Origin of the sequence: Dinoroseobacter shibae DFL 12 = DSM 16493 (assembly GCF_000018145.1) — a bacterium.
Taxonomy (GTDB): Bacteria; Pseudomonadota; Alphaproteobacteria; order Rhodobacterales; family Rhodobacteraceae; genus Dinoroseobacter; species Dinoroseobacter shibae.
The window spans coordinates 1,122,381-1,147,988 of sequence record NC_009952.1; the positions used below are offsets into that span (position 1 = coordinate 1,122,381).

27 protein-coding genes are annotated in these 25,608 nt (G+C 66.2%); 19 read left to right on the top strand and 8 right to left on the bottom strand.

Annotation, left to right across the window (positions count from 1 at the left end):
* The first annotated feature begins 113 nt into the window (after window positions 1-113).
* Complete coding sequence (gene adh / locus DSHI_RS05600) at window positions 114-1,634, top strand: aldehyde dehydrogenase (protein WP_012177768.1); 1,521 nt, start codon at window positions 114-116, stop codon at window positions 1,632-1,634.
* Between the two features lie 56 nt (window positions 1,635-1,690).
* Here the strand turns inward: adh and DSHI_RS05605 are convergent, their stop codons facing one another.
* Both DSHI_RS05605 and DSHI_RS05610 read right to left on the bottom strand, forming a co-directional pair.
* Window positions 1,691-2,371, bottom strand: coding sequence for an SGNH/GDSL hydrolase family protein (locus tag DSHI_RS05605; RefSeq protein ID WP_012177769.1), 681 nt, complete (start codon window positions 2,369-2,371; stop codon window positions 1,691-1,693).
* A gap of 145 nt (window positions 2,372-2,516) precedes the next feature.
* Window positions 2,517-3,584 carry a YeeE/YedE family protein gene (locus DSHI_RS05610; protein WP_012177770.1) on the bottom strand — a complete coding sequence of 356 codons (1,068 nt, stop codon included), beginning with the start codon at window positions 3,582-3,584 and terminating at the stop codon, window positions 2,517-2,519.
* A gap of 112 nt (window positions 3,585-3,696) precedes the next feature.
* Between DSHI_RS05610 and DSHI_RS05615 the strand changes: the two genes are divergently transcribed.
* From DSHI_RS05615 to DSHI_RS05630, 4 genes are all read left to right on the top strand, one after another.
* Entirely contained in the window at window positions 3,697-4,926 is a 1,230-nt protein-coding gene (locus DSHI_RS05615; protein WP_012177771.1) for an MFS transporter, read from the top strand.
* Between the two features lie 54 nt (window positions 4,927-4,980).
* Window positions 4,981-5,643, top strand: coding sequence for a peptide-methionine (S)-S-oxide reductase MsrA (msrA, locus tag DSHI_RS05620; RefSeq protein WP_012177772.1), 663 nt, complete (start codon window positions 4,981-4,983; stop codon window positions 5,641-5,643).
* Window positions 5,644-5,737: 94 nt separating this feature from the next.
* Window positions 5,738-6,607, top strand: a complete 870-nt coding sequence (locus tag DSHI_RS05625) for a 50S ribosomal protein L11 methyltransferase (RefSeq protein WP_012177773.1) — start codon at window positions 5,738-5,740, stop codon at window positions 6,605-6,607.
* 64 nt (window positions 6,608-6,671) lie between these two features.
* Window positions 6,672-6,995: a hypothetical protein gene (locus tag DSHI_RS05630; RefSeq protein WP_012177774.1), complete on the top strand. Its 324-nt coding sequence runs from the start codon at window positions 6,672-6,674 to the stop codon at window positions 6,993-6,995.
* A gap of 76 nt (window positions 6,996-7,071) precedes the next feature.
* Here DSHI_RS05630 and DSHI_RS05635 read toward each other — a convergent pair whose 3' ends face one another.
* Window positions 7,072-7,269, bottom strand: a complete 198-nt coding sequence (locus tag DSHI_RS05635; protein ID WP_012177775.1) for a DUF1127 domain-containing protein — start codon at window positions 7,267-7,269, stop codon at window positions 7,072-7,074.
* Between the two features lie 312 nt (window positions 7,270-7,581).
* Between DSHI_RS05635 and ruvC the strand changes: the two genes are divergently transcribed.
* The 14 genes from ruvC (at window position 7,582) to DSHI_RS05705 (ending at window position 20,051) form a co-directional block, all read left to right on the top strand.
* The gene (gene ruvC, locus DSHI_RS05640; RefSeq protein ID WP_012177776.1) at window positions 7,582-8,112 is read left to right on the top strand and encodes a crossover junction endodeoxyribonuclease RuvC; all 531 of its coding nucleotides are present in this window, start codon (window positions 7,582-7,584) and stop codon (window positions 8,110-8,112) included.
* Window positions 8,109-8,783: a Holliday junction branch migration protein RuvA gene (gene ruvA / locus DSHI_RS05645; protein WP_012177777.1), complete on the top strand. Its 675-nt coding sequence runs from the start codon at window positions 8,109-8,111 to the stop codon at window positions 8,781-8,783. The genes ruvC and ruvA overlap by 4 nt, the downstream gene beginning before the upstream one ends.
* A 3-nt stretch (window positions 8,784-8,786) precedes the next feature.
* A complete protein-coding gene (gene ruvB / locus DSHI_RS05650; protein WP_012177778.1) occupies window positions 8,787-9,860 on the top strand; it encodes a Holliday junction branch migration DNA helicase RuvB in 1,074 nt (357 codons plus the stop codon).
* 63 nt (window positions 9,861-9,923) lie between these two features.
* On the top strand, window positions 9,924-10,550 hold the full coding sequence (locus tag DSHI_RS05655) for a hypothetical protein (protein WP_012177779.1): 627 nt from the start codon (window positions 9,924-9,926) through the stop codon (window positions 10,548-10,550).
* On the top strand, window positions 10,547-10,957 hold the full coding sequence (gene ybgC / locus DSHI_RS05660) for a tol-pal system-associated acyl-CoA thioesterase (RefSeq protein WP_012177780.1): 411 nt from the start codon (window positions 10,547-10,549) through the stop codon (window positions 10,955-10,957). Before DSHI_RS05655 ends, ybgC begins: the two co-directional genes overlap by 4 nt.
* 95 nt (window positions 10,958-11,052) lie before the next feature.
* Window positions 11,053-11,727 (top strand): protein TolQ, encoded by a 675-nt coding sequence (gene tolQ, locus DSHI_RS05665; RefSeq protein WP_012177781.1) that lies wholly within the window; start codon window positions 11,053-11,055, stop codon window positions 11,725-11,727.
* An 87-nt stretch (window positions 11,728-11,814) separates the two neighbouring features.
* The gene (gene tolR, locus DSHI_RS05670) at window positions 11,815-12,219 is read left to right on the top strand and encodes a protein TolR (RefSeq protein WP_012177782.1); all 405 of its coding nucleotides are present in this window, start codon (window positions 11,815-11,817) and stop codon (window positions 12,217-12,219) included.
* Window positions 12,220-12,244: 25 nt separating this feature from the next.
* The gene (locus DSHI_RS05675; protein ID WP_044028444.1) at window positions 12,245-13,282 is read left to right on the top strand and encodes a hypothetical protein; all 1,038 of its coding nucleotides are present in this window, start codon (window positions 12,245-12,247) and stop codon (window positions 13,280-13,282) included.
* Window positions 13,279-14,619 (top strand): Tol-Pal system beta propeller repeat protein TolB, encoded by a 1,341-nt coding sequence (gene tolB / locus DSHI_RS05680; protein WP_012177784.1) that lies wholly within the window; start codon window positions 13,279-13,281, stop codon window positions 14,617-14,619. The genes DSHI_RS05675 and tolB overlap by 4 nt, the downstream gene beginning before the upstream one ends.
* Before the next feature lie 66 nt (window positions 14,620-14,685).
* A complete protein-coding gene (gene pal, locus DSHI_RS05685) occupies window positions 14,686-15,213 on the top strand; it encodes a peptidoglycan-associated lipoprotein Pal (protein ID WP_012177785.1) in 528 nt (175 codons plus the stop codon).
* Between the two features lie 20 nt (window positions 15,214-15,233).
* Window positions 15,234-16,052 (top strand): tol-pal system protein YbgF, encoded by an 819-nt coding sequence (ybgF, locus tag DSHI_RS05690; RefSeq protein WP_012177786.1) that lies wholly within the window; start codon window positions 15,234-15,236, stop codon window positions 16,050-16,052.
* On the top strand, window positions 16,049-17,302 hold the full coding sequence (gene tilS / locus DSHI_RS05695; RefSeq protein WP_012177787.1) for a tRNA lysidine(34) synthetase TilS: 1,254 nt from the start codon (window positions 16,049-16,051) through the stop codon (window positions 17,300-17,302). The genes ybgF and tilS overlap by 4 nt, the downstream gene beginning before the upstream one ends.
* 81 nt (window positions 17,303-17,383) lie before the next feature.
* A complete protein-coding gene (ftsH, locus tag DSHI_RS05700) occupies window positions 17,384-19,300 on the top strand; it encodes an ATP-dependent zinc metalloprotease FtsH (RefSeq protein WP_012177788.1) in 1,917 nt (638 codons plus the stop codon).
* A 139-nt stretch (window positions 19,301-19,439) separates the two neighbouring features.
* Window positions 19,440-20,051: a hypothetical protein gene (locus DSHI_RS05705; RefSeq protein WP_012177789.1), complete on the top strand. Its 612-nt coding sequence runs from the start codon at window positions 19,440-19,442 to the stop codon at window positions 20,049-20,051.
* Between the two features lie 81 nt (window positions 20,052-20,132).
* Here the strand turns inward: DSHI_RS05705 and DSHI_RS05710 are convergent, their stop codons facing one another.
* From DSHI_RS05710 to DSHI_RS05730, 5 genes are read right to left on the bottom strand one after another with little or no spacing between them, the layout of a single operon-like run.
* Window positions 20,133-20,549, bottom strand: a complete 417-nt coding sequence (locus DSHI_RS05710) for a PaaI family thioesterase (protein WP_012177790.1) — start codon at window positions 20,547-20,549, stop codon at window positions 20,133-20,135.
* Entirely contained in the window at window positions 20,546-21,241 is a 696-nt protein-coding gene (gene pdeM / locus DSHI_RS05715; protein WP_044028448.1) for a ligase-associated DNA damage response endonuclease PdeM, read from the bottom strand. Before pdeM ends, DSHI_RS05710 begins: the two co-directional genes overlap by 4 nt.
* A gap of 41 nt (window positions 21,242-21,282) precedes the next feature.
* Window positions 21,283-23,706: a ligase-associated DNA damage response DEXH box helicase gene (locus DSHI_RS05720; RefSeq protein ID WP_012177792.1), complete on the bottom strand. Its 2,424-nt coding sequence runs from the start codon at window positions 23,704-23,706 to the stop codon at window positions 21,283-21,285.
* Between the two features lie 48 nt (window positions 23,707-23,754).
* Entirely contained in the window at window positions 23,755-25,062 is a 1,308-nt protein-coding gene (locus DSHI_RS05725) for an ATPase (protein ID WP_012177793.1), read from the bottom strand.
* Between the two features lie 36 nt (window positions 25,063-25,098).
* Window positions 25,099-25,608 (bottom strand): A24 family peptidase, encoded by a 510-nt coding sequence (locus tag DSHI_RS05730; protein WP_012177794.1) that lies wholly within the window; start codon window positions 25,606-25,608, stop codon window positions 25,099-25,101.

Genomic DNA, 25,608 nt, shown 5'->3' on the forward strand with positions numbered 1-25,608 from the left:
GACAGGTGCGGTGCATCACCGGTGTGCGCCCCCAAGACAGCCGATTTCACAACGCTCTACACTGTAGGCGTTATTCGGGTCGCACTGGCCCACAAGCCCAGGAGGAATTCAACATGAATGAGATGACACAGGTCGACGACACCCTCGTCTCGCCGTTCAAGGACCGCTACGACAACTTCATCGGCGGTAAGTTCGTGCCCCCGGTCGAGGGACGCTATTTCGACAATGTCACACCGATCACCGGCGAAGTCGTGGGTCAGATCGCGCGCTCTTCGGCGGCGGATGTGGAACTGGCGCTGGACGCGGCCCACGCGGCCAAGGATGCCTGGGGCAAGACCTCGGTCACCGAGCGCGCCAATATCGTTCTGAAGATCGCCGACCGGATCGAGGAAAACCTCGACATCATCGCCAAGGCGGAAACCTGGGACAACGGCAAGCCGATCCGTGAGACGACCCTGGCTGACATCCCCCTCGCCGTGGATCACTTCCGCTATTTCGCGGGTGTGCTGCGGGGCCAGGAAGGCTCCATGTCCGAGATCGACAACGATACAGTGGCTTATCACTTCCACGAGCCGCTCGGCGTCGTGGGCCAGATCATCCCCTGGAACTTCTCGATCCTGATGGCGGCCTGGAAACTGGCGCCCGCGATTGCCGCCGGCAACTGCATCGTGCTGAAGCCGGCCGAGCAGACCCCCGCCGCGATCATGGTTCTGGTAGAACTGATTTCCGACCTGCTGCCGGCGGGTGTTCTGAACATCGTCAATGGCTATGGCGGTGAAGTGGGCGCGGCGCTGGCGACCTCCGACCGGATTGCCAAGATCGCCTTTACCGGGTCCACCGCCACGGGCCGCAAGATCATGGAGGCCGCCACGGTCAACCTGATCCCAGTCACGCTGGAGCTGGGTGGCAAGTCGCCGAACATCTTCTTCAAGGACGTGATGGCCGAGGATGACGCCTTCCTCGACAAGGCGGTCGAAGGCTTCGTTCTGTTCGCGTTCAACCAGGGCGAGGTCTGCACCTGCCCGAGCCGGGCGCTGATCCACGAGGACATCTATGAAGAGTTCATCGCGCGCGCCATCGCTCGGGTGAAGGCCATCGTGCAGGGCGACCCGCGCAAGATGGAAACCATGGTCGGGGCCCAGGCGTCGAAAGAGCAGAAGGACAAGATCCTGTCCTACTTCCAGATCGGTGTCGAAGAGGGGGCCGAAGTGCTCACCGGCGGCAAGGTCGCGGATGTGTCCGACGATCTGAAGGATGGCTTCTACATCGAGCCGACCATCCTGAAGGGCCACAACAAGATGCGTGTCTTCCAGGAAGAGATCTTCGGTCCGGTCGTGTCCGTGACGACCTTCAAGACCGAAGAGGAAGCGTTGGAGCTGGCCAATGACACCATGTACGGCCTCGGCGCCGGGGTGTGGTCGCGGGATCAGAACACCTGCTACCGCTTCGGGCGCGGTGTCCAGGCGGGGCGCGTCTGGGTCAACAACTACCACGCCTATCCGGCTCACGCGGCCTTTGGCGGGTACAAGCAGTCCGGCATCGGGCGTGAGAACCACAAGATGATGCTCGACCATTACCAGCAGACCAAGAACATGCTGGTCAGCTACAATCCCAACAAGCTCGGCTTCTTCTGAGCCTGGAGCACATGTTGCACACGCGGGGCCTTGGCGGGCCCCGCGTTTTTTGCTGCCTAGCGTTCGGGGTCGAGGCGGGAGATTTCCGCCGCGATCAGCGCGCCGATCGCCGCCGCGCCGCGGGCGTTGGGGTGGATGTTGTCGCGGGCGAAAAACTCCGGGGTTTGCGGGCCCATCACGGGGTCGGCATCGACGAAGAACACATCCTCTCGCCCTGCGGCAAACCGTGCCAGGCGCGCATCCACGACCCGCAGCTCGTCGGCACAGCGATCCGTGCGCCCGCCAAGCCCGGTGGGGCCGTAATAGCCCACGATCAGCACCCGGCGCGCGCCCTCGGCCAGCACGCCGCGCACCAGGTCCGGCCAGGTCCCGCGTGTACCGTCGGCGGAGACCATGGCGTCCACCTCCGCCTCGCAGCGGTTACAGCCGCAATCCCGGTTCAGGTCGTTCGCGCCACCGTTCATGATGACCCAGTCCCAGTCACCGTTTTGGTACTGGTCCTCCACCGCGCGGACAAAGAGGGTGCTGCGCCGCAGGCGTGCGCCCGCGCGGGCGTTGTTGTCGACCGGCTCGCCCAGGATTTGCGCCACATGGGCCGGGATCGCCAGAGCGCCATTCCAGGTCATCACCGAGTCGCCGATCACCTGGATGCGCGGGGACGCCGACGCGGGCGCGGCCAGTCCCGACCAGGCCAGGACCAAGGCCATGACAAGGCCCTGTTGCAGTTTCCGAAACATGTCGCTGGCCCTTCTGTCGTCCCCATGCCCCCTGTCACTTGGGGCGTCACGGGGCGTAGACAACCGGCGCGGCCGCGCCCGGATCGCAGGCTCGGTGCAAAAGGCGGTGCTCAGAGTGACTTGCGCCCACGTTCTCGGGCGAGGGTTACTCCGCGGGCACGCCGCGGATGCCACGCTGATCGACCAGCAGGTCGGTCAGTACCGCTCCGATCCACATGCAGGTCAGCGCCAGCCAGGCGGTCCCCACGAAGATCGACCCGCCCGTGACGCCGGCGCCAATCGCGCAGCCCCCGGCCAGCATCCCGCCGAAGCCCATCAGCGCCGCACCCGTTATCGAGCGGGTCATGGAGCCTGCGCCTTCGAACCCCTGTAGTTTCAGATCGCCGCCGATCCAGGCACCGAGAAAGGCGCCGAGAAACACGCCGGGCACCAGGCCGATATCAAATTCCAGGACCGGGTTCGGGATGAGAAAGAACATCAAGGTGTTCGCGGAAGGCCCCGTAAAGGTGACGCTTTCGATCTGTACGGGGTCGAAGGCGACCGCGCTGAGGGCAAAGGTCAGAACCCAGCCAAGCGCCACCGCAAACCCCACGCCAGAAGCCATCACCAGCACCCGCGTGCCGATCCGGTTGCGGCGCGCGATCTCCAGCGCCAGAACGGCGAGGACGAGTCCGAGCACGAGCCCACTTCCGCGCGGCAGCCCCAGCGCGTTCAACAGGTTCACGTTGCGCCCACCCTCGGTCATCCAGAGCGCGGCGAGCCAGTCGCGCAGGGGCGCCAGCACGCCTTGCAGGGCCATGATCGCGACCACGGCGAAAATCAGGCCCGAGACCACCGAGCGCAGGTTGCCCGTCGCCGCGAGCACCAGAAGCCGCCCGGAACATCCCCGCGCGAGCACCATGCCCACCCCGAACATCAGACCTCCGAGGATCGCGCCGGACCAGGAGCCGGTCACCGCCATCATGCGCGCATCCTCCACCCGCATCAGGCCCAGAAGGGTCGCCCCCTGCACCCAGACGAGCGCGGTCGAAAAGCACAACAGCCACACCGCCATGCGCCGCCCGAACTGCCCGCGGGCAAACTCCACGCAGGCCGCGCGCAGGCAGAAGGACGACCGCTGGGCGGCAAATCCCAGCACCATCCCTGTGATCAGGCCAAAGAGCGCGGCGGTCGGTGCCTCGCCGATTCCGTCCACCAGAGGCAGGATGTCCATGGCCCTCTCCCATTCGAAATTTGGAATATGTGTGTCACGGACGGGCCCCGCGGGCTTTGACCCAGATCAGTTTTTTCTCGCCATGCCCGGTCTTCGGGCGTAAATCGCAAGCATGCGACTCGTGCCCCTTGCCGAAGCCGCCGAACTGCCCCGTTGGCGGCAACCGGTGACGCTGCTGTTCCTGATGGCCTTTGCGATGCCCATCGCGTTTGCCACCTGGAGCGCGCTTCTCAACAATTTCGTGATCGAGCGGGCGGCCTTCACCGGTGTGGAGATCGGCTGGCTGCATACGGTGCGGGAGATCCCGGGCTTCCTCGCCGTGGGTGTCATCGCCCTGATCATGATCATCCGCGAACAGGTTCTGGGCCTCGCCTCGCTCTGCCTTTTGGGGCTGGCCAGTGCCATGACCGGGTTTTTCCCGACCTATTACGGCATTCTGGCGCTGACGCTGCTCAGTTCCATCGGGTTTCACTATTATGAGACGGTCAATCAGTCCCTGCAACTGCAATGGATCGCCAAGGACCGCGCCCCGCAGACCCTGGGCTGGATCGTGGCGGCGGGCTCGGCGGCGTCGCTCCTGAGCTATGGCACGCTGGTCGTCAGCTGGAAGGCCTTCGATCTGAGCTACAGCTTCGTCTACCTGACATCGGGCGGGATCACGGCGGCGATCGCGCTGTTTTGCATGTTCGCCTATCCGCAATTCGAGAGCCCCAATCCGCAGAACAAGCGCATGGTGCTGCGGCGGCGTTACTGGCTTTACTACGCGCTGCAATTCATGTCCGGGGCGCGGCGGCAGATTTTCGTGGTCTTCGCCGCCTTCATGATGGTCGAGCATTTCGGCTTCGAGGTGCATCAGGTCACGGCCCTGTTCCTGATCAACTTCCTTGCCAACATGCTCTGTGCGCCGCTCATGGGCAAAGCCGTCGCGCGGTTCGGGGAGCGCAACGCGCTCGCCTTTGAATATACCGGCCTGATCTGTGTCTTCCTGGCCTATGGCGGCATCTATTGGCTGGGCTGGGGGGTGATGGTGGCCGCGGCGCTCTATGTGCTGGATCACCTGTTCTTCGCACTGGCTTTCGCGCTGAAGACCTATTTCCAGAAGATCGCGGACCCCGCGGACATCGCGCCCACGGCCGCGGTGGCCTTCACGATCAACCATATCGCGGCGGTGTTCCTGCCGGCCTCGCTGGGCTACATGTGGGTCGTGTCGCCGGCGGGCGTTTTCTGGCTGGCCGCTGCCATGGCTGCGACCTCTTTGTTCCTGTCGTTGCTGATCCCGCGCCATCCGGGCCCGGGGCACGAGACGATCTTCCAGTCCCGCCTCGCCACCCCGGCGGAGTAGCAACGCGCCCCCTGCATGCCTATATCAAGGGAACCCAAGACAGGAGCCACCGCGATGTTTTTCATGAGCCGCAAGAAAGCCGAGATGGTCCGCGCCGAAGACGCCCTGCCGGGACGTGCGGCGGCCATTCCGACCGCAGACACCCATTTCCTTTCGGGCCGCCCGCTGACCCTCAGCGTGCCCGAGGGCATGGAGGTCGCGATGTTCGGCATGGGCTGTTTCTGGGGCGTGGAGCGGATGTTCTGGAAGCTCGAAGGCGTATGGCTGACCATGGTGGGCTATGCGGGCGGCTTCACTCAGAACCCCACCTACCAGGAGGTCTGCACTGGCCAGACCGGCCACAACGAGGTGGTGCGCGTGGTCTATGACCCCAAGGTCATCTCCTACGAGACCCTGTTGCAGGTGTTCTGGGAAGGTCACGATCCCACGCAAGGGATGCGCCAGGGCAATGATGTGGGCACCCAGTACCGCTCGGGCATCTACACCACCACTGAGGCCCAGGCCCAGGCGGCCCAGGACAGTCGCGCGGCCTATGCCGACCAGTTGCGCAAAGCGGGCTTCGGGGCGATCACCACCGAGATCGTTCCCGCGCCGTCCTTCTACTTCGCCGAGGATTATCACCAGCAATACCTGGCGAAGAACCCAAACGGCTATTGCGGGATCGGCGGGACCGGCGTGAGTTGCCCGATCGGCACCGGGATTGCCCAGGCGGGCTGACACGTGCGGCGCCCTTGCCCTGCGGGGGCGCCCGTGAAATACGAGCGGCGCGTGTCGCCGCCGCGTTCCAAGGTGGCCGGAACGGAGCCCGTTTATGCCGACCTATACCGCCTACACGACCTTGCCGGGCAAGGCGCCCGCCGAAGAGCTCGGCGCGGCGCTGGAAACCCTGACGCCCGTGCCCACGGGGGTTGGTGTGTTCGAGATCGAGGACGGCTCCGGGCTATGGGAGGTCGGGGCATATTTCATCGAGGCGCCGGATGAGACCGCGCTCGCGCTGCTGGCCGCGGCCTTCGATGCCAAACCCTTCAGCGTGTCGGAACTGCCGGAGACCGACTGGGTGGCCAAGGTCAAGCGCGAGCTGGCGCCCGTCACGGCGGGGCGGTTTTTCCTTTATGGTAGTCATGACGCCGACAAGGTGCTTCCGGATGCGGTGCCCCTGCTGATCGAGGCGGCGATGGCGTTCGGGACCGGGCATCACGGCACGACCCAGGGCTGTCTGCGTGCCTTCGATGCGCTCCTGAGCGCTGGACAGGCGCAGGGTCCGGTGCTCGATGTGGGGTGCGGGACGGCGGTGCTGGCCATGGCGGCAGCACGGGTTTTCGACACCACGGTGGTGGCCAGCGACATCGACCCGGTGGCGGTGGATGTGGCCGAGGCCAACCTGGCCGCCAACGGCATGGCGGGCCAGGTGATCTGCGTGGAGGCGACCGGGCTCGATCACCCCGAGATCGCGGGGGCAGGGCCCTTCGGCGTGATCTTCGCCAATATCCTCAAGGGGCCGCTGATCGATCTCGCTCCGGCGATCACGGCCGCACTCGCGCCGCAAGGGCACGTGATTCTTTCAGGGCTTCTGAACGAACAGGCCAGTGAAGTGATCAATGCCTACGCAGACGCAGGATTGTCCCTGGTTGCGCGGGACGAGATCGGAGAATGGACCACTCTGACCCTGAAAATGCCATAATCTGTCGTCGCCGCGAGGGCCGCGCGTTATCTTCAAATTGTGTTCAAATTTGGAGAGTTTTGCGATGTCTGATCAGGACAATCTGGCGCTTTTCGGGGATCGGGTGGCGCGGCTGTCGTCTACACGGGACGCGAAGCAGCGCCATGGCATCGTCTGCTGCGCGCGCCAGGAGCGGAGCCGCCGAACATGGCTCCCGCTGGGGCGCATTCTGGGGGTTCTGGCGATTTGCGTGGTGCTGAAGGCCTTCGCCATCGCCTATCTGTCGGAAGGCACCTACCGGACGCATTTGCTCTATTTCGATCAGACGAACATGGTGGAGAGCCTGCTGGCCGCTGCGCTGGCGCCGGATCCGCTGTCCCTGAAACTGTCGCGTCACTTGCCGCTCTAGCCCGGGCGGGATGCAAGCGCCTAACGCAAAAGGCGCGCCAGTGCGGGCGCGCCTTTTTGTTTTCGGAGCGGGTGGTTCAGCGTTTGCGGGCGACTTCCTCGATGTCGCCGCGCGCGAGACCGATATCGTCAAGCTCCCGGTCCGACAGGCGGTTGAGCTCGTTCCGGATGACCCGGGCATCGTTCCAGGCAATCACGGAGCCGAACAGGCTCGAAAAGAAGCCCTCGGCGCGGGGGAACAGGACGTGCGGGCGGGAAGTGTCGAAGACTGCCATTTGGCGATACCTTGTAAGCGGCGTGTGGCCGGGGTGGGTTGCGTTCTGGGCGGCAGTTAAGGCGGAGGATAGGGCTTTGCAACGGTCGGAAACTGCATGTTCGCCATGCAGTTTTGTCATGCCTTGCAAGAGGGTTCAGGTCCCTGAAAGAAAACCAGAAAAACGACCTTCCGAATGTCGTTTTTCGCCCGCTTCCGACGCAGAGGGGCGGTGTGCGGCTGCAATCTGGTGATTGTCCCGGGCGGCAAGGGTGTTGGCAGATGTTCGCGTTTCGTGCTAGTTGTTTCAAAACGAGCAGAAAAAGAGATGGGCATGCGTGTTCTGGGCATCGATCCGGGCCTGCGAAACCTCGGCTGGGGCGTGATCTCGGTCCAGGGGAGCAGGTTGCGGCATGTGGCCAACGGTCAGATCCGCTCGGAGGGCAGTGAGCTCGCGCAGCGCCTTCTCAGCCTCTATCGCCAGTTGACCGAGGTCGTGGCGGGCCATGCGCCGGATGCGGCGGCGGTGGAACATACCTTTGTCAACAAGGACGCCACGGGCACCCTGAAGCTCGGGCAGGCCCGGGGCATCGCCCTGCTGGTGCCTGCGGCGGCCGGGCTGGAAGTGGCGGAATATGCCCCCAACCACGTGAAGAAATCCGTGGTCGGTGTCGGCCATGCCGCCAAGGAGCAGGTGCAGCACATGGTCAAGCTGCAACTGCCCGGGGTCGTTCTGGCCGGGGCGGATGCGGCGGATGCCCTGGCGATCGCGATCTGCCATGCCCATCACCTGCAGTCCCGGGGCAAGGTGGTTGCCGTCAACCGGACGGTGGCCGCGCCCGATGGATTGCGGAGCGTGTCATGATCGGGCGGCTGTCGGGGGTTCTGGTCTATCGCGGGCGGGATCACATCGTGTTGGATGTGCGCGGCGTGGGCTATGTTGTGCAATGCTCCGAACGCACGCTGGCGGGGATGCCCGCGCCCGGCGGGCCCGTGGCGCTCTTTACCGAACTTCTGGTGCGCGAGGATCTGTTGCAGCTTTACGGGTTTCCCACGCTGCTTGAGAAAGAGTGGCACCGGCTTTTGACATCTGTGCAGGGGGTGGGGGCCAAGGCCTCCATGTCGATCCTGTCGACCCTGGGGGTGGACGGGGTCGGGCGGGCGATTGCACTGGGTGATTGGGGCGCGTTGCGCAAGGCCCAAGGTGTGGGTCCGAAGATCGCGCAGCGGGTGGTCAACGAGTTGAAGGACAAGGGGCCGGAGGTGATGGCCATGGGCGGGACGCTGGAGGCCGCGTTGGACGGTGTCATCGAGGACGGCATGGCCGCCTCGGAGGGCATCGAGCCCCCCTCGGCGGCGCGCCCGGCGGTGCCGTCCGCCGCCAGCGACCAGGCCGGGGCACTCTCGGCGCTGGTCAATCTGGGCTATGGGCAGGGCGAGGCGGCCAGTGCCGTAGCCACTGCGGCGGGCGAGGGGGCCGTGGGCGAGACCGATATCATCCGCGCGGCCCTGCGCCTGTTGGCGCCGAAAGGATAAGCGATGCAGAGCGATCCGACCTTGCGCCCCGAGCCCTTGCCGGACGAGCGCGACGGGGCCGACCGGGCCTTGCGGCCGCAATCCCTCGACGCGTTCATCGGGCAGGCGGAGGCGCGCGCTAACCTGCGGGTTTTCGTCGAGAGCGCCCGCCGCCGGGGCGAGGCCATGGATCATGTGCTGTTTCACGGCCCGCCGGGTCTGGGCAAGACCACCCTGGCGCAGATCATGGCGCGCGAACTCGGCGTCAATTTCCGCATGACCTCTGGTCCGGTCCTGGCCAAGGCGGGGGATCTGGCGGCGTTGTTGACCAACCTGGAGGCGCGCGACGTTCTCTTCATCGACGAGATCCACCGGCTGAACCCGGTGGTGGAGGAGGTGCTTTATCCCGCGCTGGAGGATTTCGAGCTCGATCTGGTGATCGGCGAGGGACCTGCGGCGCGGACGGTGCGGATCGAATTGCAGCCTTTCACCTTGGTGGGGGCGACCACGCGGCTGGGGCTGCTGACCACGCCCCTCAGGGACCGGTTCGGCATTCCGGTGCGGTTGCAGTTCTATTCGGCCGAGGAGTTGGAGCAGATCGTGGCGCGGGGGGCGCGGATGCTCGATGTGCCGGCCGAGCCGTCGGGGATCGCCGAGATTGCCCGCCGCGCCCGGGGCACGCCGCGCATTGCCGGGCGGCTGTTGCGGCGGGTGGTGGATTTTGCCCTGGTCGAAGGCGATGGCACGATCACCCGTGCGGTGGCTGATGGCGCGCTGACGCGGCTGGGCGTGGACCGCGCGGGGCTCGATGGGGGGGACCGGCGCTACCTGAGCCTGCTGGCGGACAATTACGGCGGCGGCCCGGTGGGGATCGAGACGATCTCGGCGGCGCTGTCGGAGGCGCGCGACGCGGTCGAGGAGGTGATCGAGCCCTACCTGTTGCAGCAGGGGTTCCTGCAGCGCACGCCGCGGGGCCGGATGCTGGCGCGCAAGGCCTGGGCGCATCTGGGACTGGAGCCGCCCCGGGCACCTGGCGGCGCACCGCAGAGCGATCTGTTCGAAGGTCCCCCCGCGGAAGGGCCGCCGACGGAGATTTGAGGTCCAGGCCGAAAGACTTTATGCCTCCGGGGGGAGTATTTCTGCAAAGGTGAAGGGCAGGGCGTGCAGGCAGACGAGATCGAGGCGTTGTTTACCCGCGGGGATGGAAGCTACCTTTGTGCGCGCTGGGGGCGGCCTCAGGCGCCGGTCGTGTTCGGGGTTGACGACGCGACGCTGTCGGTGGTCAAGGGCGCGTTCGAGGCGGTGGCCCGGCTGGCCGGGATCGAGATCGCCGAGACCGATCCGGAACTGGGCGCCAACCTGATGGTGTTTTTCTTTCGCGATTGGGCGGAGTTGCCGGAGGTGCCGAACATGGACCGGCTGGTGCCCGAGCTGGGGCCGCTGGTCGCGCGGCTGGAGGCGGCGGAGGCCAATCAGTACCGGTTTTTTCGCTTCGATACGGAGGGCGGGATCAAGGCGGCTTTCGTATTCCTGCGCATGGATGCGCATCTTTCGGCGGTCCCGGCGGAGACACTGGCGCTCAGCCAGGCGGTACAGACGATCCTGCTGTGGTCCGACAGGGCCTTCACCGAAACCTCGCCCCTTGCGGCGACGCAGGGCGGCGCCACGTTGCTCAAGCCCGAGATCGCGCAGGTCATCCGGGCCGCCTATGATCCGGTGCTGCCCGTGGCGGCGACGGATCCGGCCCATGTCTTGCGGGTCGCGGCGCGGATCGGGGCGACGCAATGAGCGTCCATCGCTTCGATCTGCGGGTCTATTACGAGGATACCGACCTTGCGGGCATCGTCTATTATGCCAACTACCTGAAGTTCATCGAGCGTGGGCGCAGCGAGTATCTGCGCGCCCTCGGCATCGACCAGACCGCCCTGCGCGACACATCGGGCGTGGTCTTTGCCGTGCGCCGGGTGGAGGCGGACTACCTGCGTCCGGCAGTCTTTGACGATCACCTGTGCGTGACCACCGCGCCCCGTCAGGTCACCGGGGCGCGCATCGTGCTCGACCAGGGGGTGCTGCGCGGCGAAGAGGTGCTGTTTTCTGCCTTGGTGACAATCGTTTGCCTGTCGGGCACGGGGCGGCCTGCGCGAATGCCACGTGAGGTTGTCGCGGCCTTCGGGGCAGAGGCGAAAACGCGCTAGAGCCGTTCTGCAGCCTTTCAAAAACCCGGCAAAGCGCGTATCTTGTCGGCATAACAAACGGCTCCCGAAGGGCCGGAGACAGGACTGAGCAGGCCATGACACCCGAGATAGACTTCTCGTTTCTCGCGCTTTTCGCGCGTGCGACCCTGACCGTGCAACTGGTGATGATCCTCTTGATCGGGATGTCCTTCTGGTCCTGGTCGATCATCATTCAGAAATGGATCACCTTCCGCAAGGCGCGGGCCGAGGCCGAGGCGTTCGATGCCGCCTTCTGGTCGGGCGATCCGCTCGACGACCTGTTCGACGAGATCGGACCGACACCCGATGGCGCGGCGCAGCGGGTTTTCGCCTCGGGCATGACGGAATGGCGGCGCTCGCACCGCGACACCGGGGATCTGATCCCCGGGGCGCAGCAGCGGATAGACCGGTCCATGGACGTGGCCATCGCCAAGCAGAGCGAGCGTTTGCAGAACGGGCTCAACTTCCTCGCGACCACCGGGGCGACGGCGCCCTTCATCGGCCTGTTCGGCACGGTCTGGGGCATCAAGCACAGCTTCGAGCAGATCGCGATCCAGCAGAACACCAACCTCGCCGTGGTGGCACCGGGCATCGCCGAGGCGCTGCTGGCGACGGGGCTGGGGCTCTTGGCGGCGATCCCGGCGGTGGTGGCCTATAACAAGCTGTCGGCGGATGCGGACCGGATCGTGGGTGGCTACGAGGCCTTTGCCGACGAGTTCGCAACGCTCCTGTCGCGGCAGTTGGACGCCTGAGCCGTGAAAGCCGGAGTTTCCAGTGGGGCGGGCGGCAGCGGCGGGCGTCGGCGTGGGCGTCGGTCGGGCCGGGGCGGGGCCAAGGCGATGTCCGAGATCAACGTCACCCCCTTCGTGGATGTGATGCTGGTGCTCCTGATCATCTTCATGGTGGCCGCACCCCTGCTGACCGTGGGTGTGCCTGTCGATCTGCCCGAGACCAACGCCCAGGCCCTGCCGGGCAGCGAGGAGGAGCCCCTGACAGTCACCGTGGCCGCCGATGGCCGCGTGCTGATCCAGACCACGGAAGTGCCGCGCGATACGCTGATCCCGCGCCTGCGCGCCATCGCGGCGGAGCGGGAGGGCGACCGGCTGTTCCTCCGGGCTGATAGCGGGATTTCCTATGGCGAGGTGATGCAGGTCATGGGCGCGCTCAATGCCGCCGGGTTCAACAATATCGGGCTTGTGACCGAAACCGGCGGCCCCGATTTCGACGGTGGGAGCGAGGGCTAGGCCCGCGATGGTGCGCCTGCCGCATATCGAGACCGGGACCTATATCTCCGGCGCGGGGCATCTGGCGCTCTTGGCCTGGCTCGCCCTGGGCGGACTTTTTTACTCCGCGCCCGAATTGCCGGTGCCTTCGGCGGCTGATGTCGTGTTGTTCAGCGAGGCGGAGTTTGCCGCGATGACCCGGGCGCCGGAGGTTGCCGAGCCCGCGCCCGCGCCACCCCCCGTGCCCGCGCCGGCCCCAGAACCCGCCCCACCCCCCGAACCTGCGCCAGCGCCGGAACCCGTCCCGCAGCCGGAACCCGAACCCGTGCCGATCCCCGAGCCGGAGCCCGCGCCGCCGCCCCCGGCAGAGCGCGTGGCACCCGAGCCCGTGCCGCAGCCCGAGCCGGAGGCGCAGGTCGCGCCAGAACGGCAGGAGGCCGTCACCCCCGACAATTCCGGGGCCGAGGCCGTGCCTGCGGAAGAGGCCACGGCCCCCGAGGCCGCGACCACACGCATTATCACCGAGGCGACCGAGACCGATCCCGAAAGCCAGGCCCCGGACTTGATCGCCAGCCCGCGCCCCTCGGCGCGTCCCGACCGCCCCCGGCCCGTGCCGGTGGAGGCCCCGCCCACACCCGAAGCGCCGCCGGAAACGCCCGCCGAGACTGCGCCGGACCCGGTCGCCGATGCGGTCGCGGCTGCCGTGGCAGAGGCCGCGGAGACCCCGAGCGCGGTGAGCCGCCCGGATGTGCCCGTCGGTCCGCCACTCACCGCGTCCGAACGGGACGGTCTGCGCGTCGCTGTTCAGCAATGCTGGAACGTGGGTTCGTTGTCGTCGGATGCGCTGCGCACCACGGTCACGGTCGCAGTGGAGATGGAGCAATCGGGCCGCCCCGTGATCAATTCCATCCGCATGATCGGCTCCGAAGGCGGCTCGGACGCGGCGGCGCGCCAGGCCTTCGAGACGGCACGCCGGGCAATCATCCGCTGCGGCAGCGCCGGTTTCGATCTGCCGGTTGAGAAATATGCCCAGTGGCGCGATATCGAGATGACATTTAACCCCGAAAGGATGCGGATCCGATGAAACGAGCCTTCTTGAGTGCCTTGAGCGTCGGTTTGGCGGCGCTGTTTCTGACCGGACCGGCGCAGGCCCAGGGCAATCCCGGCCCCCTGCGGATCGAGATCACCGAAGGGGTGATCGAACCGCTGCCCATCGCGGTGCCGCCGTTTCTGGCCGAGACACCCGCCGCAAGCCAGTTCGCCCGTGACATCGCGCAGGTTGTGGCCGATGATCTGGAAGGATCGGGGCTGTTCCGGGCCATCCCGGAGAACGCCTTCATCAGCCCGATCACCAGCTTCGACTCGCCGGTGCAATATGCCGACTGGAAGGCGATCAATGCCCAGGCGCTGGTTACCGGGTCGGTGTCGGTGGCGAGCGATGGTCGGCTGGTGGTCAAGTTTCGGCTGTTCGACGTGTTCTCGGATGCGCCCTTGGGCAAGGGGCTCCAATTCGTGGCGAGTCAATCGAGCTGGCGGCGCATGGGCCACAAGGTCGCCGACGCGGTCTATAGCCGGATCACCGGGGAGGGCGGGTATTTCGACAGCCGCGTGGTTTTCGTGTCGGAAACCGGCCCCAAGAATGCGCGGCAAAAGCGGCTCGCGATCATGGATTATGACGGTGCGAACGTGCAGTTCCTGACCGACAGCAGTGCGATCGTGCTGGCGCCGCGGTTCTCGCCCACGGGCGATCGGGTGCTGTATACATCCTACGCGACGGGACGGCCGCAGATCACGCTGCTCGATGTGAATTCCGTGCGCAGCCAAGGGCTTGGCTCCGCCCAGGGGGGCGAGATGAGCTTTGCGCCGCGGTTCTCGCCGGATGGGCGGTCGGTGGTGTTCTCGCTGACCAATGGCGGCAACAGCGATATCTACCGCCGCGATCTGTCCAGCGGGGCGCAAACCCGGCTGACGGCCACCCCGGCCATCGAGACAGCGCCGAGCTTCTCGCCGGATGGGCGTCAGATTGTGTTCGAGAGCGACCGAAGCGGGTCGCAGCAGCTCTACGTGATGTCCGCCACGGGCGGAGAGGCGCGGCGCATCAGCTTCGGCCCCGGGCGCTACGGCACGCCGGTCTGGTCGCCGCGGGGGGACCTGATCGCGTTCACCAAGCAGAACCAGGGCCGCTTCCATATCGGGGTGATGCGCACGGACGGCTCCGAGGAGCGGCTGCTGACGTCGTCTTTCCTCGATGAAAGCCCGACCTGGTCGCCCAACGGGCGGGTGATCATGTTCACGCGGGAAACCTCCGGCGCGGGGGGGGCGCCATCGCTCTATTCGGTGGATATCTCGGGCCGGAACTTGCGGCGCGTGCCGACCCCGGGGGCGGCGTCGGACCCGGCCTGGTCGCCGCTACTGCCCTGAGATCACCCGGTGCAGGGCGCAAAAAGACATGTTACAGTGCACAAAAGAGAAATCGAGGAGCGGGCAATGACACATTTTCACACTTCGCGGCTGCGTGCGCCCCTGGCGCTGATCGTGGCGCTGGCGCTCTCGGGCTGTGCGGGTTCGGGCGGGCTGTTCGGCGGCGGCGCGGGCGGCGGCACGGCCGGCAGCGGAGCCTTGAGTTCGGGCGATTTCGGGGACCCGACCTCGCCGGCCTATTTCCAGCAGGCCATCGGTGACCGGGTTCTGTTCGCGGTCGACCAGAGCACCTTGAGCGGCGAGGCGCAGCAGGTCGTGTCCCAGCAAGCCCGGTGGCTGATGGATAACGGGGCCTACACCGCCGTGATCGAAGGTCATGCGGACGAACAGGGCACGCAGGAATACAACCTCGCCCTCGGCGCGCGCCGGGCCAGTGCCGTGCGCGACTTCATGGTCTCGCAAGGGGTGGCCGACAACCGGCTGAGCACGGTGACCTTTGGCAAGGAGCGCCCGATCGAGGTCTGCTCCGAAGAGCGGTGCTATGCCCAGAACCGCCGCGCGGTCACGGTGCTGAGCGCCGCGCCCGGATCCTGAGGGGACGGGTCATGACCGGGATGCGCAGGATCGTCGGGCCGGCCATGGGCGTTCTGCTTCTGTCGAGCGTCACCGTCACGGCGCAGGACCGGGATCAGACCCTGGCCGATATCCGGCAGGAGCTGTCGGTGCTCTATGTCGAGCTGCAATCCCTCAAGCGGGAGCAATCGACCACGGGCGCGCCACAGATCAGCCTGCCGCCCAACGCGTTGGACCGACTCAACACGCTGGAGCAGGAGTTGTCGCGCCTGACCGCCAAGACCGAGCAGCTGGAGTTTCGCATCGACCGGATCGTCCGCGACGGGACCAACCGGATCGGGGACCTGGAATTCCGGTTGGTGGAGCTGGAGGGCGGGGACCTGTCGCAGCTGGGCGAGACCACGACCTTGGGCGGCGAGGACGTGCCGCGCCCGGCGCCCCCCGTTCCCGGTCCGGGACCCGAGACGCCGCAGCTTGCCGTGGCCGAGCAGGCCGATTTCGATGCGGCGCAGGCGCTGCTGGACAATGGGGATGCGGCCGGGGCGGCCGAGGCCTTCGCAGCCTACACCCAGACCTATCCCGGCAGCCCGTTGGTGGCCGAGGCGCATTACCTGCGCGGCCAGGCCGAGGCCGCGCAAGGCCAGTGGAGCAGGGCGGCGCGCGCCTATCTCGAAAGCTTCTCCGGCTCTCCTGACGGACCGCGCGCGCCCGAGGCGCTCTACCGGCTGGGGCTGAGCCTCGCCGAGTTGGGACAGCGCGACGAGGCCTGCATTACCCTGCGCGAGGTCTCCGTCCGCTTCCCCGGCGGCGCGCCCTCCATAGGGGCGAACACTGCCCGCGGCGAGCTGGCCTGCCCATGACGGATCCCGCGGCGCCGGGACAGGCGCTGGCGGAGGCGATGCAGCGCTGGGTGCCGGATGCCCGCCGGATTGGCGTCGCGATGTCGGGGGGCGGCGATTCAATGGCCCTTTTGCACCTTCTGGCGGACTGGGCGGCGCAGAGCGGTGCGGAGCTTCGGGCGGCCAGCGTGGATCACGGCTTGCGCCCCGAAGCGGCGGATGAGATCGCATTGGCCGCCAAGACCTGCGCTGCGCTGGGCATTCCCCATGACAGTCTGACCTGGGACGAGGCGCCTGCGGGCAACCTGCAAGCCGCGGCCCGTGACGCGCGCTACCGGCTTCTGTCGGACTGGGCGCAAGCGCAGGGCTGCGCCGTGGTTTGTCTCGGCCATACCCAGGACGACCAGGCGGAAACGGTGCTCCTGCGTCTGCTGCGGGGCTCGGGCGTGGATGGGCTTGCGGCCATGCGTCCGAGAACGCTGCGCGCTGGCACGGTCTGGCTGCGGCCGCTCTTGGCGGTATCGCGCGCGGCCTTGCGCGCGGACCTGACGGCGCGGGGCGTCGCATGGGCCGAAGATCCAAGCAACGCGGACCTGCGCTTCGATCGGGTGCGCGTGCGGCAGGCGATGGCGGCGCTCGACCTGCCGGTGGCGCGGCTCGCGGACACGGCGCAGGCGATGGCCCGTGCGCAGGAAGCCCTGGGTCGGCGTGCGGCGGAGGCCGCGCAGGCCGGTGCGGTGCGGTTCGAGGACGGCGATATCCTGCTGACGGCAGATGCCTTGTCCGCGCTGGACGCAGAGACACGGCTGCGTCTGCTGGCCGAGGCGCTGCGCTGGGTCGCCGGAGCGGCGTACCGGCCGCGCCTTTCGGCCCTGACCGGGGTCTGGGACGGTCTGGAGGCCGGGCAGGGCGCGACCCTGCACGGATGCCGCCTTCTGGCGGGCGTTTCGGCCTGGCGGGTGTGCCGCGAATACCGTGCGGTTGCTGCGCTGGAGGTGCCCGCGGGCGCGCTGTGGGACGGGCGCTGGCAGCTGCGCCTCGCGAAGGATGAAACACGCCCGGATGTGACTGTCAGAGCGCTTGGACAGGCCGGATTGGGCCAGATCACGCGTCCCGATCCCGGCCCGCCCCATCCCAGCCTGATGTCAACACCGGCCTTGTGGCGGGGCGACGAGGTTCTCTCGGTTCCGCGCCTGAACTGGGGTCTGTCAAGCCGGGTTGACAGGCAACCTGAGCCCGCTTCGTTCATTTCCGGGTTGATTCCGCATTGAACTGATCGGTTTGGTGGCTATTTTGTAAGACAACCGTACCGGCGCGCCGACCTGAGCGCGCGTCCTTGAGGAGAATCATTCGTGGGCAATTTGCGAAACGTCGCGTTCTGGGTTGTGCTGTTCCTGCTCATCCTGGCCCTGTTCAACCTGTTCAGCGGGGGGCAATCGACGGTCAACTCGCGGGCCATCACCTATTCCGAATTCGTGGACCGCGTCGAGCAAGGCGATGTCGCCAGCGTCGTTCTCGATGGCGAGAATGTCACCATGCGCACTGGCGACGGGCAGCAGCTGACCACCGTGAAGCCCGAAGGGGTGGACGTGACCGGACTGCTTCTGGAGGAAAATGTCCAGATCGAGGCCCGCGCCCAGGAGCAGAGCGGCATCCTGTCCTATATCGGCACGCTGCTGCCCTTCCTGATCCTGATCGGTATCTGGATCTTCTTCATGAACCGGATGCAGGGCGGCGGACGGGGCGGGGCCATGGGCTTCGGCAAGTCCAAGGCGAAACTGCTGACCGAAAAGCAGGGGCGCGTGACCTTCGATGACGTTGCTGGCATCGACGAGGCAAAGGACGACCTCGAAGAGATCGTGGAGTTTCTGCGCAATCCGCAGAAATTCTCGCGGCTGGGGGGCAAGATCCCGAAAGGCGCACTGCTTGTCGGACCTCCGGGCACTGGTAAGACGCTGCTTGCGCGCGCCGTTGCGGGCGAGGCGGGTGTGCCCTTCTTCACCATCTCGGGCTCCGACTTCGTCGAGATGTTCGTGGGCGTCGGCGCCAGCCGGGTGCGCGACATGTTCGAGCAAGCCAAGAAGAATGCGCCCTGCATCGTCTTCATCGACGAGATCGACGCCGTGGGCCGGTCCCGTGGCGTGGGCTATGGCGGCGGCAATGACGAGCGCGAACAGACCCTCAACCAGCTGCTGGTCGAGATGGACGGGTTCGAGGCCAACGAGGGGATCATCATCGTGGCGGCGACCAACCGTCCGGACGTGCTCGACCCTGCACTGCTGCGCCCGGGCCGGTTCGACCGCCAGGTCCAGGTCCCGAACCCGGACATCAAGGGGCGCGAGAAGATCCTGGGCGTCCACGCCCGCAAGGTGCCGCTGGGCCCCGATGTGGATCTGCGCATCATCGCGCGCGGCACGCCCGGTTTTTCCGGCGCGGATCTCGCCAACCTCGTGAACGAGAGCGCGCTGATGGCGGCCCGTGTCGGACGCCGCTTCGTGACCATGGAGGATTTCGAATCCGCCAAGGACAAGGTGATGATGGGGGCAGAGCGTCGGTCCATGGTCATGACCGAGGAAGAAAAGGCTCTGACCGCCTATCACGAGGCGGGCCACGCGATTGTCGGCCTGAACGTGCCGCAGCATGACCCGATCCACAAGGCGACGATCATCCCGCGCGGCCGGGCCCTCGGTTTGGTGATGTCCCTGCCGGAGCGCGATCAACTGAGCGTGACCAAGACCAAGTACATCTCGAAAATCGCCATGGCGATGGGCGGCAAGGTGGCGGAAGAGCTGAAATTCGGACCGGAGAATGTGACCTCGGGGGCGACCTCGGACATTCAGCAGGTCTCGAAGATCGCACGGGCCATGGTGACCCAGTTCGGCTTTGCCGAGGAATTGGGCCATGTGGATTATGCCAACGAACAGCAGTCCTACCTGGGCAGCTATGGTGGCGGTACCAATCACAGCCAGGAAACCCAGAAGATCATCGACCAAAAGGTCAAGGAGATCATCGACGAAGGCTACAACACGGCCAAGCGCATCCTGACCGAGAAGAAGGACGAGTGGGAACGTCTGGCCCAGGGCCTGCTGGAATACGAGACCCTGACCGGGGCGGAGATCCAGAAGGTGATCAACGGCGAGCCGCTGAACCGCGGCGATGACGAGGACGATACCCCGACCTCGGGCACCCCATCGGTCACGGCGATCCCGAAAGCCAAGTCCCGCTCCAAGCCACGCGACGGCGGAATGGAACCCGAACCGAGCACCTGACGCCCGGCCCTGTTGCAGCAGGGGAACAAAAACCATCAGAGGCGCTCCTATCTGGGGGCGCCTTTTTTGCTGAGCTTCCACTTCCGCGTGGCTTTGGGATATCCCGGGGGCTCCCTTTTGCGACACAGGAAGGCCCGAGATGTCCAGGTTCGGATTTGTTTTTTCAGGTCTCTTGGTACTTTTCGCCGCGGTGTTTGGTTTGTCGCCTTTCATGGGCGGCATGGCCTCTCTGGTCGAAGAGAGCGGACCCCTGGAAATCGGCACGATCCTCATCCTGCCTGTAAGCGCGGCTGCCTTTTTCGTCCTCTTTCCCCGGTCCACTTGGCTGAAGGCGCTTCCCGTGCCGGTTGCCCTGCTGCTCCTTGCCAAGCGCGAAGCGGAGCAGGACTGGTGGATCGTTGACGAGCGTCTGCTCACGATCAGTTTCTATACCGAGGAAGGCTTCACGGCGACGAGTGTCGTGGGGGCCATAATCGCCGCGATTGTAGTTATGAGTGGACTGATCCTGTGCTTTCGCGGTGTCCCACTTTTCCTCCGGGCGGTTGCTGGCAAGCAAGGCTGGGCACTCGCTCTGATGGCTGCGGTCTTTGCCGCGGCACTTGGGCAGGTCATGGAAGAGTGGGAAGGTCTGTTCGTATTGGTCACCGGGTCGGGGTGGCTGGCGAGGTTTTTTGAAGAGGGCTTGGAGCTGTGTTTTGCATATCTTGTGCTGGTGTCTGTGGTTTTGGGCGCTCGGTCCGTCGGAAGATGACCGGTTGTGGCCCAACGGGTCTGAAACAGAAGGTGGCCTCGGGTCAATGGCCGTTTCCCGTGCCTAAAAACGGCGGTTCGATCAGGCCGTAGCGGATACAGGTATCATGGTCCCCTGCATCAGGGCGACCATCTCGCCATCGTCGCGAAAGACCTCCGCCGTGACCACCACCAGCCGCTTGCCCGCGCGGATGACACGGCCTTCGGCGCGCAGGAACGCGCCCTTGCCGGGGGCGAGCAGATTGATCTTCATCTCCGATGTCACCACTTCGCGGTCCGGCGGCATGGTGGTCAGCGCGGCGTAGCCCGCGGCACTGTCTCCCAGCGCGAAGGTCAGCCCTGCATGGGCGAAGCCGTGCTGCTGCTGCGCTGCCGAACGGATCGGGGCTTGCAGGACCACGTGGCCCGCGCTCACCGATAGGATCTCTGCACCAAAACTGCCCATGAGGCCCTGGCGCGCGAAGCTTTCGGCGATGCGGGTTTCGATCTCTGCGGTCACGGGGTAGCCCTTTCGCGATCTTTGCGTTGGGGCATCGGAACTGCCCGTGGCGGCGTGCCGATGAGAATGGCCCGTGCCGTCGGTGCCATCAAGTCCTGCAACACCGGCGCGTCGCACTGAAGGCCGCCGGTATAGGCGCCATAGGCGGGCAGGATCAGGCGCCGGTCATCCACGAGGAAACAGGCCCGGGTCACGGCACGCCCGCCGCGTAGGGCGAGGCGGCATTTGGGGTGGTAATGGCCCGACACTTCGCCCGCCGCACTGTCGGGTGTCGCGATGTGGCGAAAGGTCAGCGGGCGGTGCACATGTTCTGCCTGGTGTGCGCCTGCCAGCGCTACGGGGCCGGGGTCGTGATTGCCCTCGATCCATATCCAGCGCCGACCGGCCTGCAACCGCGCGATCCAGTCCAGATGTGCCCGAGGCAGGGCGTCGGCCGCGGCGCGGTCGTCGAAACTGTCCCCGAGGCAGATCACCTCGCGGGCCTGTGTGCGGTCGATATCCGTGGTCAGCCGCGTCAGCGTTTCCTCGGCCTCATACGGGGGCAGCAGCGCACCGCCCCGCCGGGCAAGCCGTTCGGACTTGCCCAGATGCAGATCGGAGACCACAAGGAGCCGCGCCGCGGGCCACCACAAGGCGCCGCTCGGGAGGGCATGCAGGTTCGCGCCCGCGAAGGTGAAGCCGTGTGTGTTCATGCTTTGGTCCAACCGCATTTCCGGCCCGAGCGCAAGTCCCCTCAGGCGGGCAGGCCGGCCTCCTGCATCAGGGCCTCGGCGGCCTGGGCGAGCAGGCGATCCTCCGCTGCGCCGGCCACGGGCACCGTGCCGCGTTCCAGCAGCAGCGGCGCCGCCAGCGGGCTGATCCGGTCGAGTCGGCGATGGTCCACGCGACCCGTGGTACGCGCGAGAAGCTCCTCGATCCGGCCGAAATCCACGAGGCCGCGCCGGGCCTCTTCGCGGGTGATCTGCATCAGCACGTGGTCGGGATCGTATTTCAGCAAGGTGTCGTAAAGGATGTCGGAGGAAAACGTCGCCTGTCGCCCGGTCTTGCGCCGCCCGGGTGTGTTGCGGTCGATCAGCCCGGCGATGATCGCGGCGGCGCGGAAGGTGCGCTTCATCACCGCGTTGCCGGAGAGCCACTGCTCGAAACTGTCGCGCAACCCGTCGGGCCGCACGAGCGCGGCGGGATCGCGGACCTCTTCGAGCCCCCAGAGCATGGTGGCGTAATCCGTCGCAACGAAGCCGATGGGGGCGAGCCCGGCCAGCTCCATCCGCTGGCTCAGCAGCAGGCCCAGCGTCTGCTGAGCGTTCCGGCCCGCGAAGCCGTAGCACACAAGGTACTGCCGGTCCTCATGACCGAAGGTTTCCATCAGCATCCGGTCGGCCTCTGGCAGTTTGGAGACCTTGCGTTGCAGGTGCAGCCATTCGCAGGTCGCCGAGGGCAGTTCGGGCCAGTCAGGTTGGCGGAACATCTCGAGGATGGTGTGGCTGAGCTGGGTGGAGGTGGCGAATTTCGTGCCCATGAAGGTGGCGATCTTGGGCTGCTTGTCCGCCCGGCGGGTGACCTCGACCGTCAACTCGTTCAATCCTTCGTAGCGAACGATCTGCCCGCCGATCAGGAAGGTGTCGCCAGGGGTCAGGGTGGCGGCGAAGCCTTCCTCGACCTCGCCGAGGGGCGTGCCGCCGCGCCGGTTCTTGAGCCTGACCTTGAGGGTTTCGGTGTCGATAATCGTGCCGATATTCATTCGGATCTGGCGCGCGGCACGGGGGTCACGCAACTGCCACATCCCGTCCGGGCGGTGCAGCAGCCGCTGCCAGCGGTCATAGGCGCGCAGGGCGTAGCCCCCCGTGGCGCAGAATTCGAGGCAATCGTCGAAGGCGGGGCGGGTCAGGTCGCGATAAGCGCCTGCGCTCGTGACCTCGGCAAACAGGGCATCGGCATCGAACGGCCCCGCCGCCGCCACGGCGAGGATATGCTGGCACAGAACATCGCGCGGCCCTTCGGCGCGCGGCTCCCCGTCGAGCTTGCCGTCCGCCATGGTTTTCAGCGCCGCATGGCATTCCACGACCTCGAACCGGTTGGCGGGCACCAGCAGCGCCTTGGAGGGCGCGTTGTAGCGGTGATTGGCGCGGCCGATCCGCTGCACCAGCCGCTTGACGTTCTTAGGCGCGCCGACCTGGATCACGAGGTCCACATCGCCCCAGTCGATCCCGAGATCGAGAGAACCGGTGCAGACGATCGCCCGCAGCGCGCCCTCGGCCATGGCGGCCTCGACTCGCTGGCGTTGCTCGCGCGAGAGCGATCCGTGGTGAATGCCAATGGGCAGCGCATCCTCGTTGGCGAGCCAGAGCGCGTGGAAGAACAGCTCCGCCTGGGCGCGGGTGTTGTGAAAGATCAGCGTGGTCTTGTGCGCCTTGACCGCCTGCAGGATCGCCGGAATGGCATAGCGTCCGCCGCCGCCGCTCCAGGGTGGGGCCTCGTCGGTTTGCAGCATGGTTATGTCGGGTGCAGGGCCGGGGTCGGCGAGCAGGATGTCGCACGGATCGGGATGCCGTGCGAGAAATCGGGCGATGGCCGGCGGGTCCTCTACCGTCGCCGACAGTCCGACCCGACGCAGGCCTGGGACCAGCGATTGCAGCCGCGCGAGGCCCAGCATCAACTGGTCGCCGCGCTTGGACTCGGCGAGCGCGTGGATCTCGTCCACGATCACGCGCTGCACCCCGGCGAAGGTGCGCGCCGCATCCTCGTAGCTGAGCATGAGCGCGAGGCTTTCCGGCGTTGTCAGCAGGATATGGGGCGGGTCGGCGCGCTGCCGCTTGCGCTGGGTCTGGCTGGTGTCACCGGTGCGGTCCTCGACCCGGATGGCCAGACCGGCCTCCTCGATCGGGCGGCGCAGGTTGCGTTTGATGTCCGCCGCGAGCGCCTTGAGCGGCGAGATGTACAAGGTATGCAGTCCGGGCGGGGGGGCGGGGCCAAGCTCGGCCAATGTCGGCAGGAATCCGGCCAAAGTCTTGCCGCCCCCCGTGGGCGCGATGAGCAGAAGCGCGGGATCCTGAGACCGGGCCAGCATCTCGCGTTGATGGGGGTGGAGCGCCCAACCCTGGGCGGCGATCCAGCGCGTGATTTCGTTGGGCAGGGAAGGGGGCGGGGCAGCGGGCATCCCCGGGAGATAGTCTGCAGCCGCGTCGGGGCCAAGGGGGATGGCGCGTCAGTGTGCGATCTCTGCGTCGTCCACATAAAGGTTGGACCAGGCGCGGTCGATCAGGTCGGGCGTCATTTGCCGCGGGATGCCTTCGTAGTCGCAAACCGCGATCATCTGATCGATCAGGAAATTGGCATGGAAATTGGCATAGACATGGTCCACCTCCGGGTATTTCCGGCTCATCAGGTGGATCAGGCTGGTCTCGTCCAGGGGCATCTTCTTGGCCTTGGCCACGAGGCCGAAGATCTTGAGGAACTCTTCCTTGGTGGGGCCGTCGATCTTGAGCTTGAAGAAAACCCGCCGCAGGGCGGCATTATCGAAAATCTCGTTAGGGTGGAAGTTGGTGGAAAAGATCACCAGCGTGTCGAAGGGCACGACGAATTTCTCGCCCGATTGCAGGGCGAGGATGTCATATCCGGCCTCCATCGGCACGATCCAGCGGTTGATGAGCGCCTGAGGCGGCTCGGCCTGTCGGCCCAGGTCGTCGACGATGAAGATGCCGCCCGTGGCTTTCAATTGCAGGGGTGCGGCATAGGTGCGGGCCACCGGGTTGTAGACAAGGTCCAGCATCGCCAGCTCCAGCTCACCACCGGTGATCACCGCCGGGCGGCGGCAGCAGACATAGCGTTGGTCATGGGTGGTTGCGCGTCTCAGGCGGCTGACGGTTTGTGCAGGCGGTGTTACGGGGGTGTGGACCACGGGGTCGAAGACGGTGATGATCTGCCCGCCATAGCTGATCGCGTGGGGGACGTAGACATGGTCGCCCATGGCGTCGCGGATCCCGTTGGAGATCGAGGATTTCCCGTTGCCCGGCGGCCCGTAGAGCAGCACCGACCGGCCAGAGGTCACCGCCGGGCCAAGCTGCTGCAACAGACCCTTGGGCAGCACCAGGTGCTCCATGGACTGGCCGAGGGTTTCGGGGGTCAGGGTGACCTTCTTGATCGACTGGCGTTTCGTTTGCTCGGCAAAGTGCTCCAATGGGACCGGGACAGCGCCGTAGTATTCCGATTGGGTCAGCGCATCGAGAGCACGCGCCTTGCCGTGGTCGGCCAGGGCAAAGCGCATCTCCTCCGAGCCTTCGGAGGTGAGCGAGCCCAGTGCCTCGACCAGCTTCAATTGCCGTGCGGTATCGACCAGCTCCTGAGTCAAAGGCACGGGAATGTGCATGGCTTCGGCCATCTCGGAGACCCGCGTGAGGGACCGCCGAAACATCGTTTTCAGCAGCAGATCCTGCAACATGGTCGCAGGCAAGTCGAGCTCCGCGATGCTGCGGGGGCTGACCGGTGCGATCGAAGGGGGGGCGTGTTGATTCATCTCGGTCCTCCGCCGCGTCACAGTCGCAGCGGAGATTTAAGAAAGCGTGACCTGCGGAAGAAGAACAGGCAGCAAAAAGTAGAAAATCAGCGTCCCGCTCAGAGCGAGCCCCATGGGAAAGTCGCGCTTGCGCGTCCAGCTTTCCCAATCTGGGGTCAGTCGCCGGACCGCAGGCAGCATCCGCGCGAGGCGATGGGTCGCGAAGGCGCCGAGCAGGATCGCGGAGAACAGCACAACCACCAACAGCGCGTCCTGCAGCGCCACGAACGGGGCCATGGCGGCGGCGAACTTCGCGTCCCCCGCCCCAACGAGGCCCGCACTGGACATCACGAAGCCGACCGCCAGCACGGCGATCACATGGACCCATCGCCATGCGTAATCCAGCAGCGGCAGGGCCAAGAGGCCCACGATCGCGAACATTCCCAGCAGGAGCAGAACCGATCTGTTGGGGATGCGCATGAATTTCATGTCGCTCCAGGCCACGAACAGGCAGATCGGCAAGATGAACGGCAGAAACCAGAGAGCTTGGGAAACGGTCACTGCCAT

Coding starts and splice junctions, on each gene's coding strand:
- adh (WP_012177768.1), top strand. CDS start 114: ATGAATGAGATGACACAGGTCGACGACACCCTCGTCTCGCCGTTCAAG.
- DSHI_RS05605 (WP_012177769.1), bottom strand. CDS start 2,371: ATGTTTCGGAAACTGCAACAGGGCCTTGTCATGGCCTTGGTCCTGGCC.
- DSHI_RS05610 (WP_012177770.1), bottom strand. CDS start 3,584: ATGGACATCCTGCCTCTGGTGGACGGAATCGGCGAGGCACCGACCGCC.
- DSHI_RS05615 (WP_012177771.1), top strand. CDS start 3,697: ATGCGACTCGTGCCCCTTGCCGAAGCCGCCGAACTGCCCCGTTGGCGG.
- msrA (WP_012177772.1), top strand. CDS start 4,981: ATGTTTTTCATGAGCCGCAAGAAAGCCGAGATGGTCCGCGCCGAAGAC.
- DSHI_RS05625 (WP_012177773.1), top strand. CDS start 5,738: ATGCCGACCTATACCGCCTACACGACCTTGCCGGGCAAGGCGCCCGCC.
- DSHI_RS05630 (WP_012177774.1), top strand. CDS start 6,672: ATGTCTGATCAGGACAATCTGGCGCTTTTCGGGGATCGGGTGGCGCGG.
- DSHI_RS05635 (WP_012177775.1), bottom strand. CDS start 7,269: ATGGCAGTCTTCGACACTTCCCGCCCGCACGTCCTGTTCCCCCGCGCC.
- ruvC (WP_012177776.1), top strand. CDS start 7,582: ATGCGTGTTCTGGGCATCGATCCGGGCCTGCGAAACCTCGGCTGGGGC.
- ruvA (WP_012177777.1), top strand. CDS start 8,109: ATGATCGGGCGGCTGTCGGGGGTTCTGGTCTATCGCGGGCGGGATCAC.
- ruvB (WP_012177778.1), top strand. CDS start 8,787: ATGCAGAGCGATCCGACCTTGCGCCCCGAGCCCTTGCCGGACGAGCGC.
- ybgC (WP_012177780.1), top strand. CDS start 10,547: ATGAGCGTCCATCGCTTCGATCTGCGGGTCTATTACGAGGATACCGAC.
- tolQ (WP_012177781.1), top strand. CDS start 11,053: ATGACACCCGAGATAGACTTCTCGTTTCTCGCGCTTTTCGCGCGTGCG.
- tolR (WP_012177782.1), top strand. CDS start 11,815: ATGTCCGAGATCAACGTCACCCCCTTCGTGGATGTGATGCTGGTGCTC.
- tolB (WP_012177784.1), top strand. CDS start 13,279: ATGAAACGAGCCTTCTTGAGTGCCTTGAGCGTCGGTTTGGCGGCGCTG.
- pal (WP_012177785.1), top strand. CDS start 14,686: ATGACACATTTTCACACTTCGCGGCTGCGTGCGCCCCTGGCGCTGATC.
- ybgF (WP_012177786.1), top strand. CDS start 15,234: ATGCGCAGGATCGTCGGGCCGGCCATGGGCGTTCTGCTTCTGTCGAGC.
- tilS (WP_012177787.1), top strand. CDS start 16,049: ATGACGGATCCCGCGGCGCCGGGACAGGCGCTGGCGGAGGCGATGCAG.
- DSHI_RS05705 (WP_012177789.1), top strand. CDS start 19,440: ATGTCCAGGTTCGGATTTGTTTTTTCAGGTCTCTTGGTACTTTTCGCC.
- pdeM (WP_044028448.1), bottom strand. CDS start 21,241: ATGAACACACACGGCTTCACCTTCGCGGGCGCGAACCTGCATGCCCTC.
- DSHI_RS05720 (WP_012177792.1), bottom strand. CDS start 23,706: ATGCCCGCTGCCCCGCCCCCTTCCCTGCCCAACGAAATCACGCGCTGG.
- DSHI_RS05725 (WP_012177793.1), bottom strand. CDS start 25,062: ATGAATCAACACGCCCCCCCTTCGATCGCACCGGTCAGCCCCCGCAGC.
- DSHI_RS05730 (WP_012177794.1), bottom strand. CDS start 25,608: ATGGCAGTGACCGTTTCCCAAGCTCTCTGGTTTCTGCCGTTCATCTTG.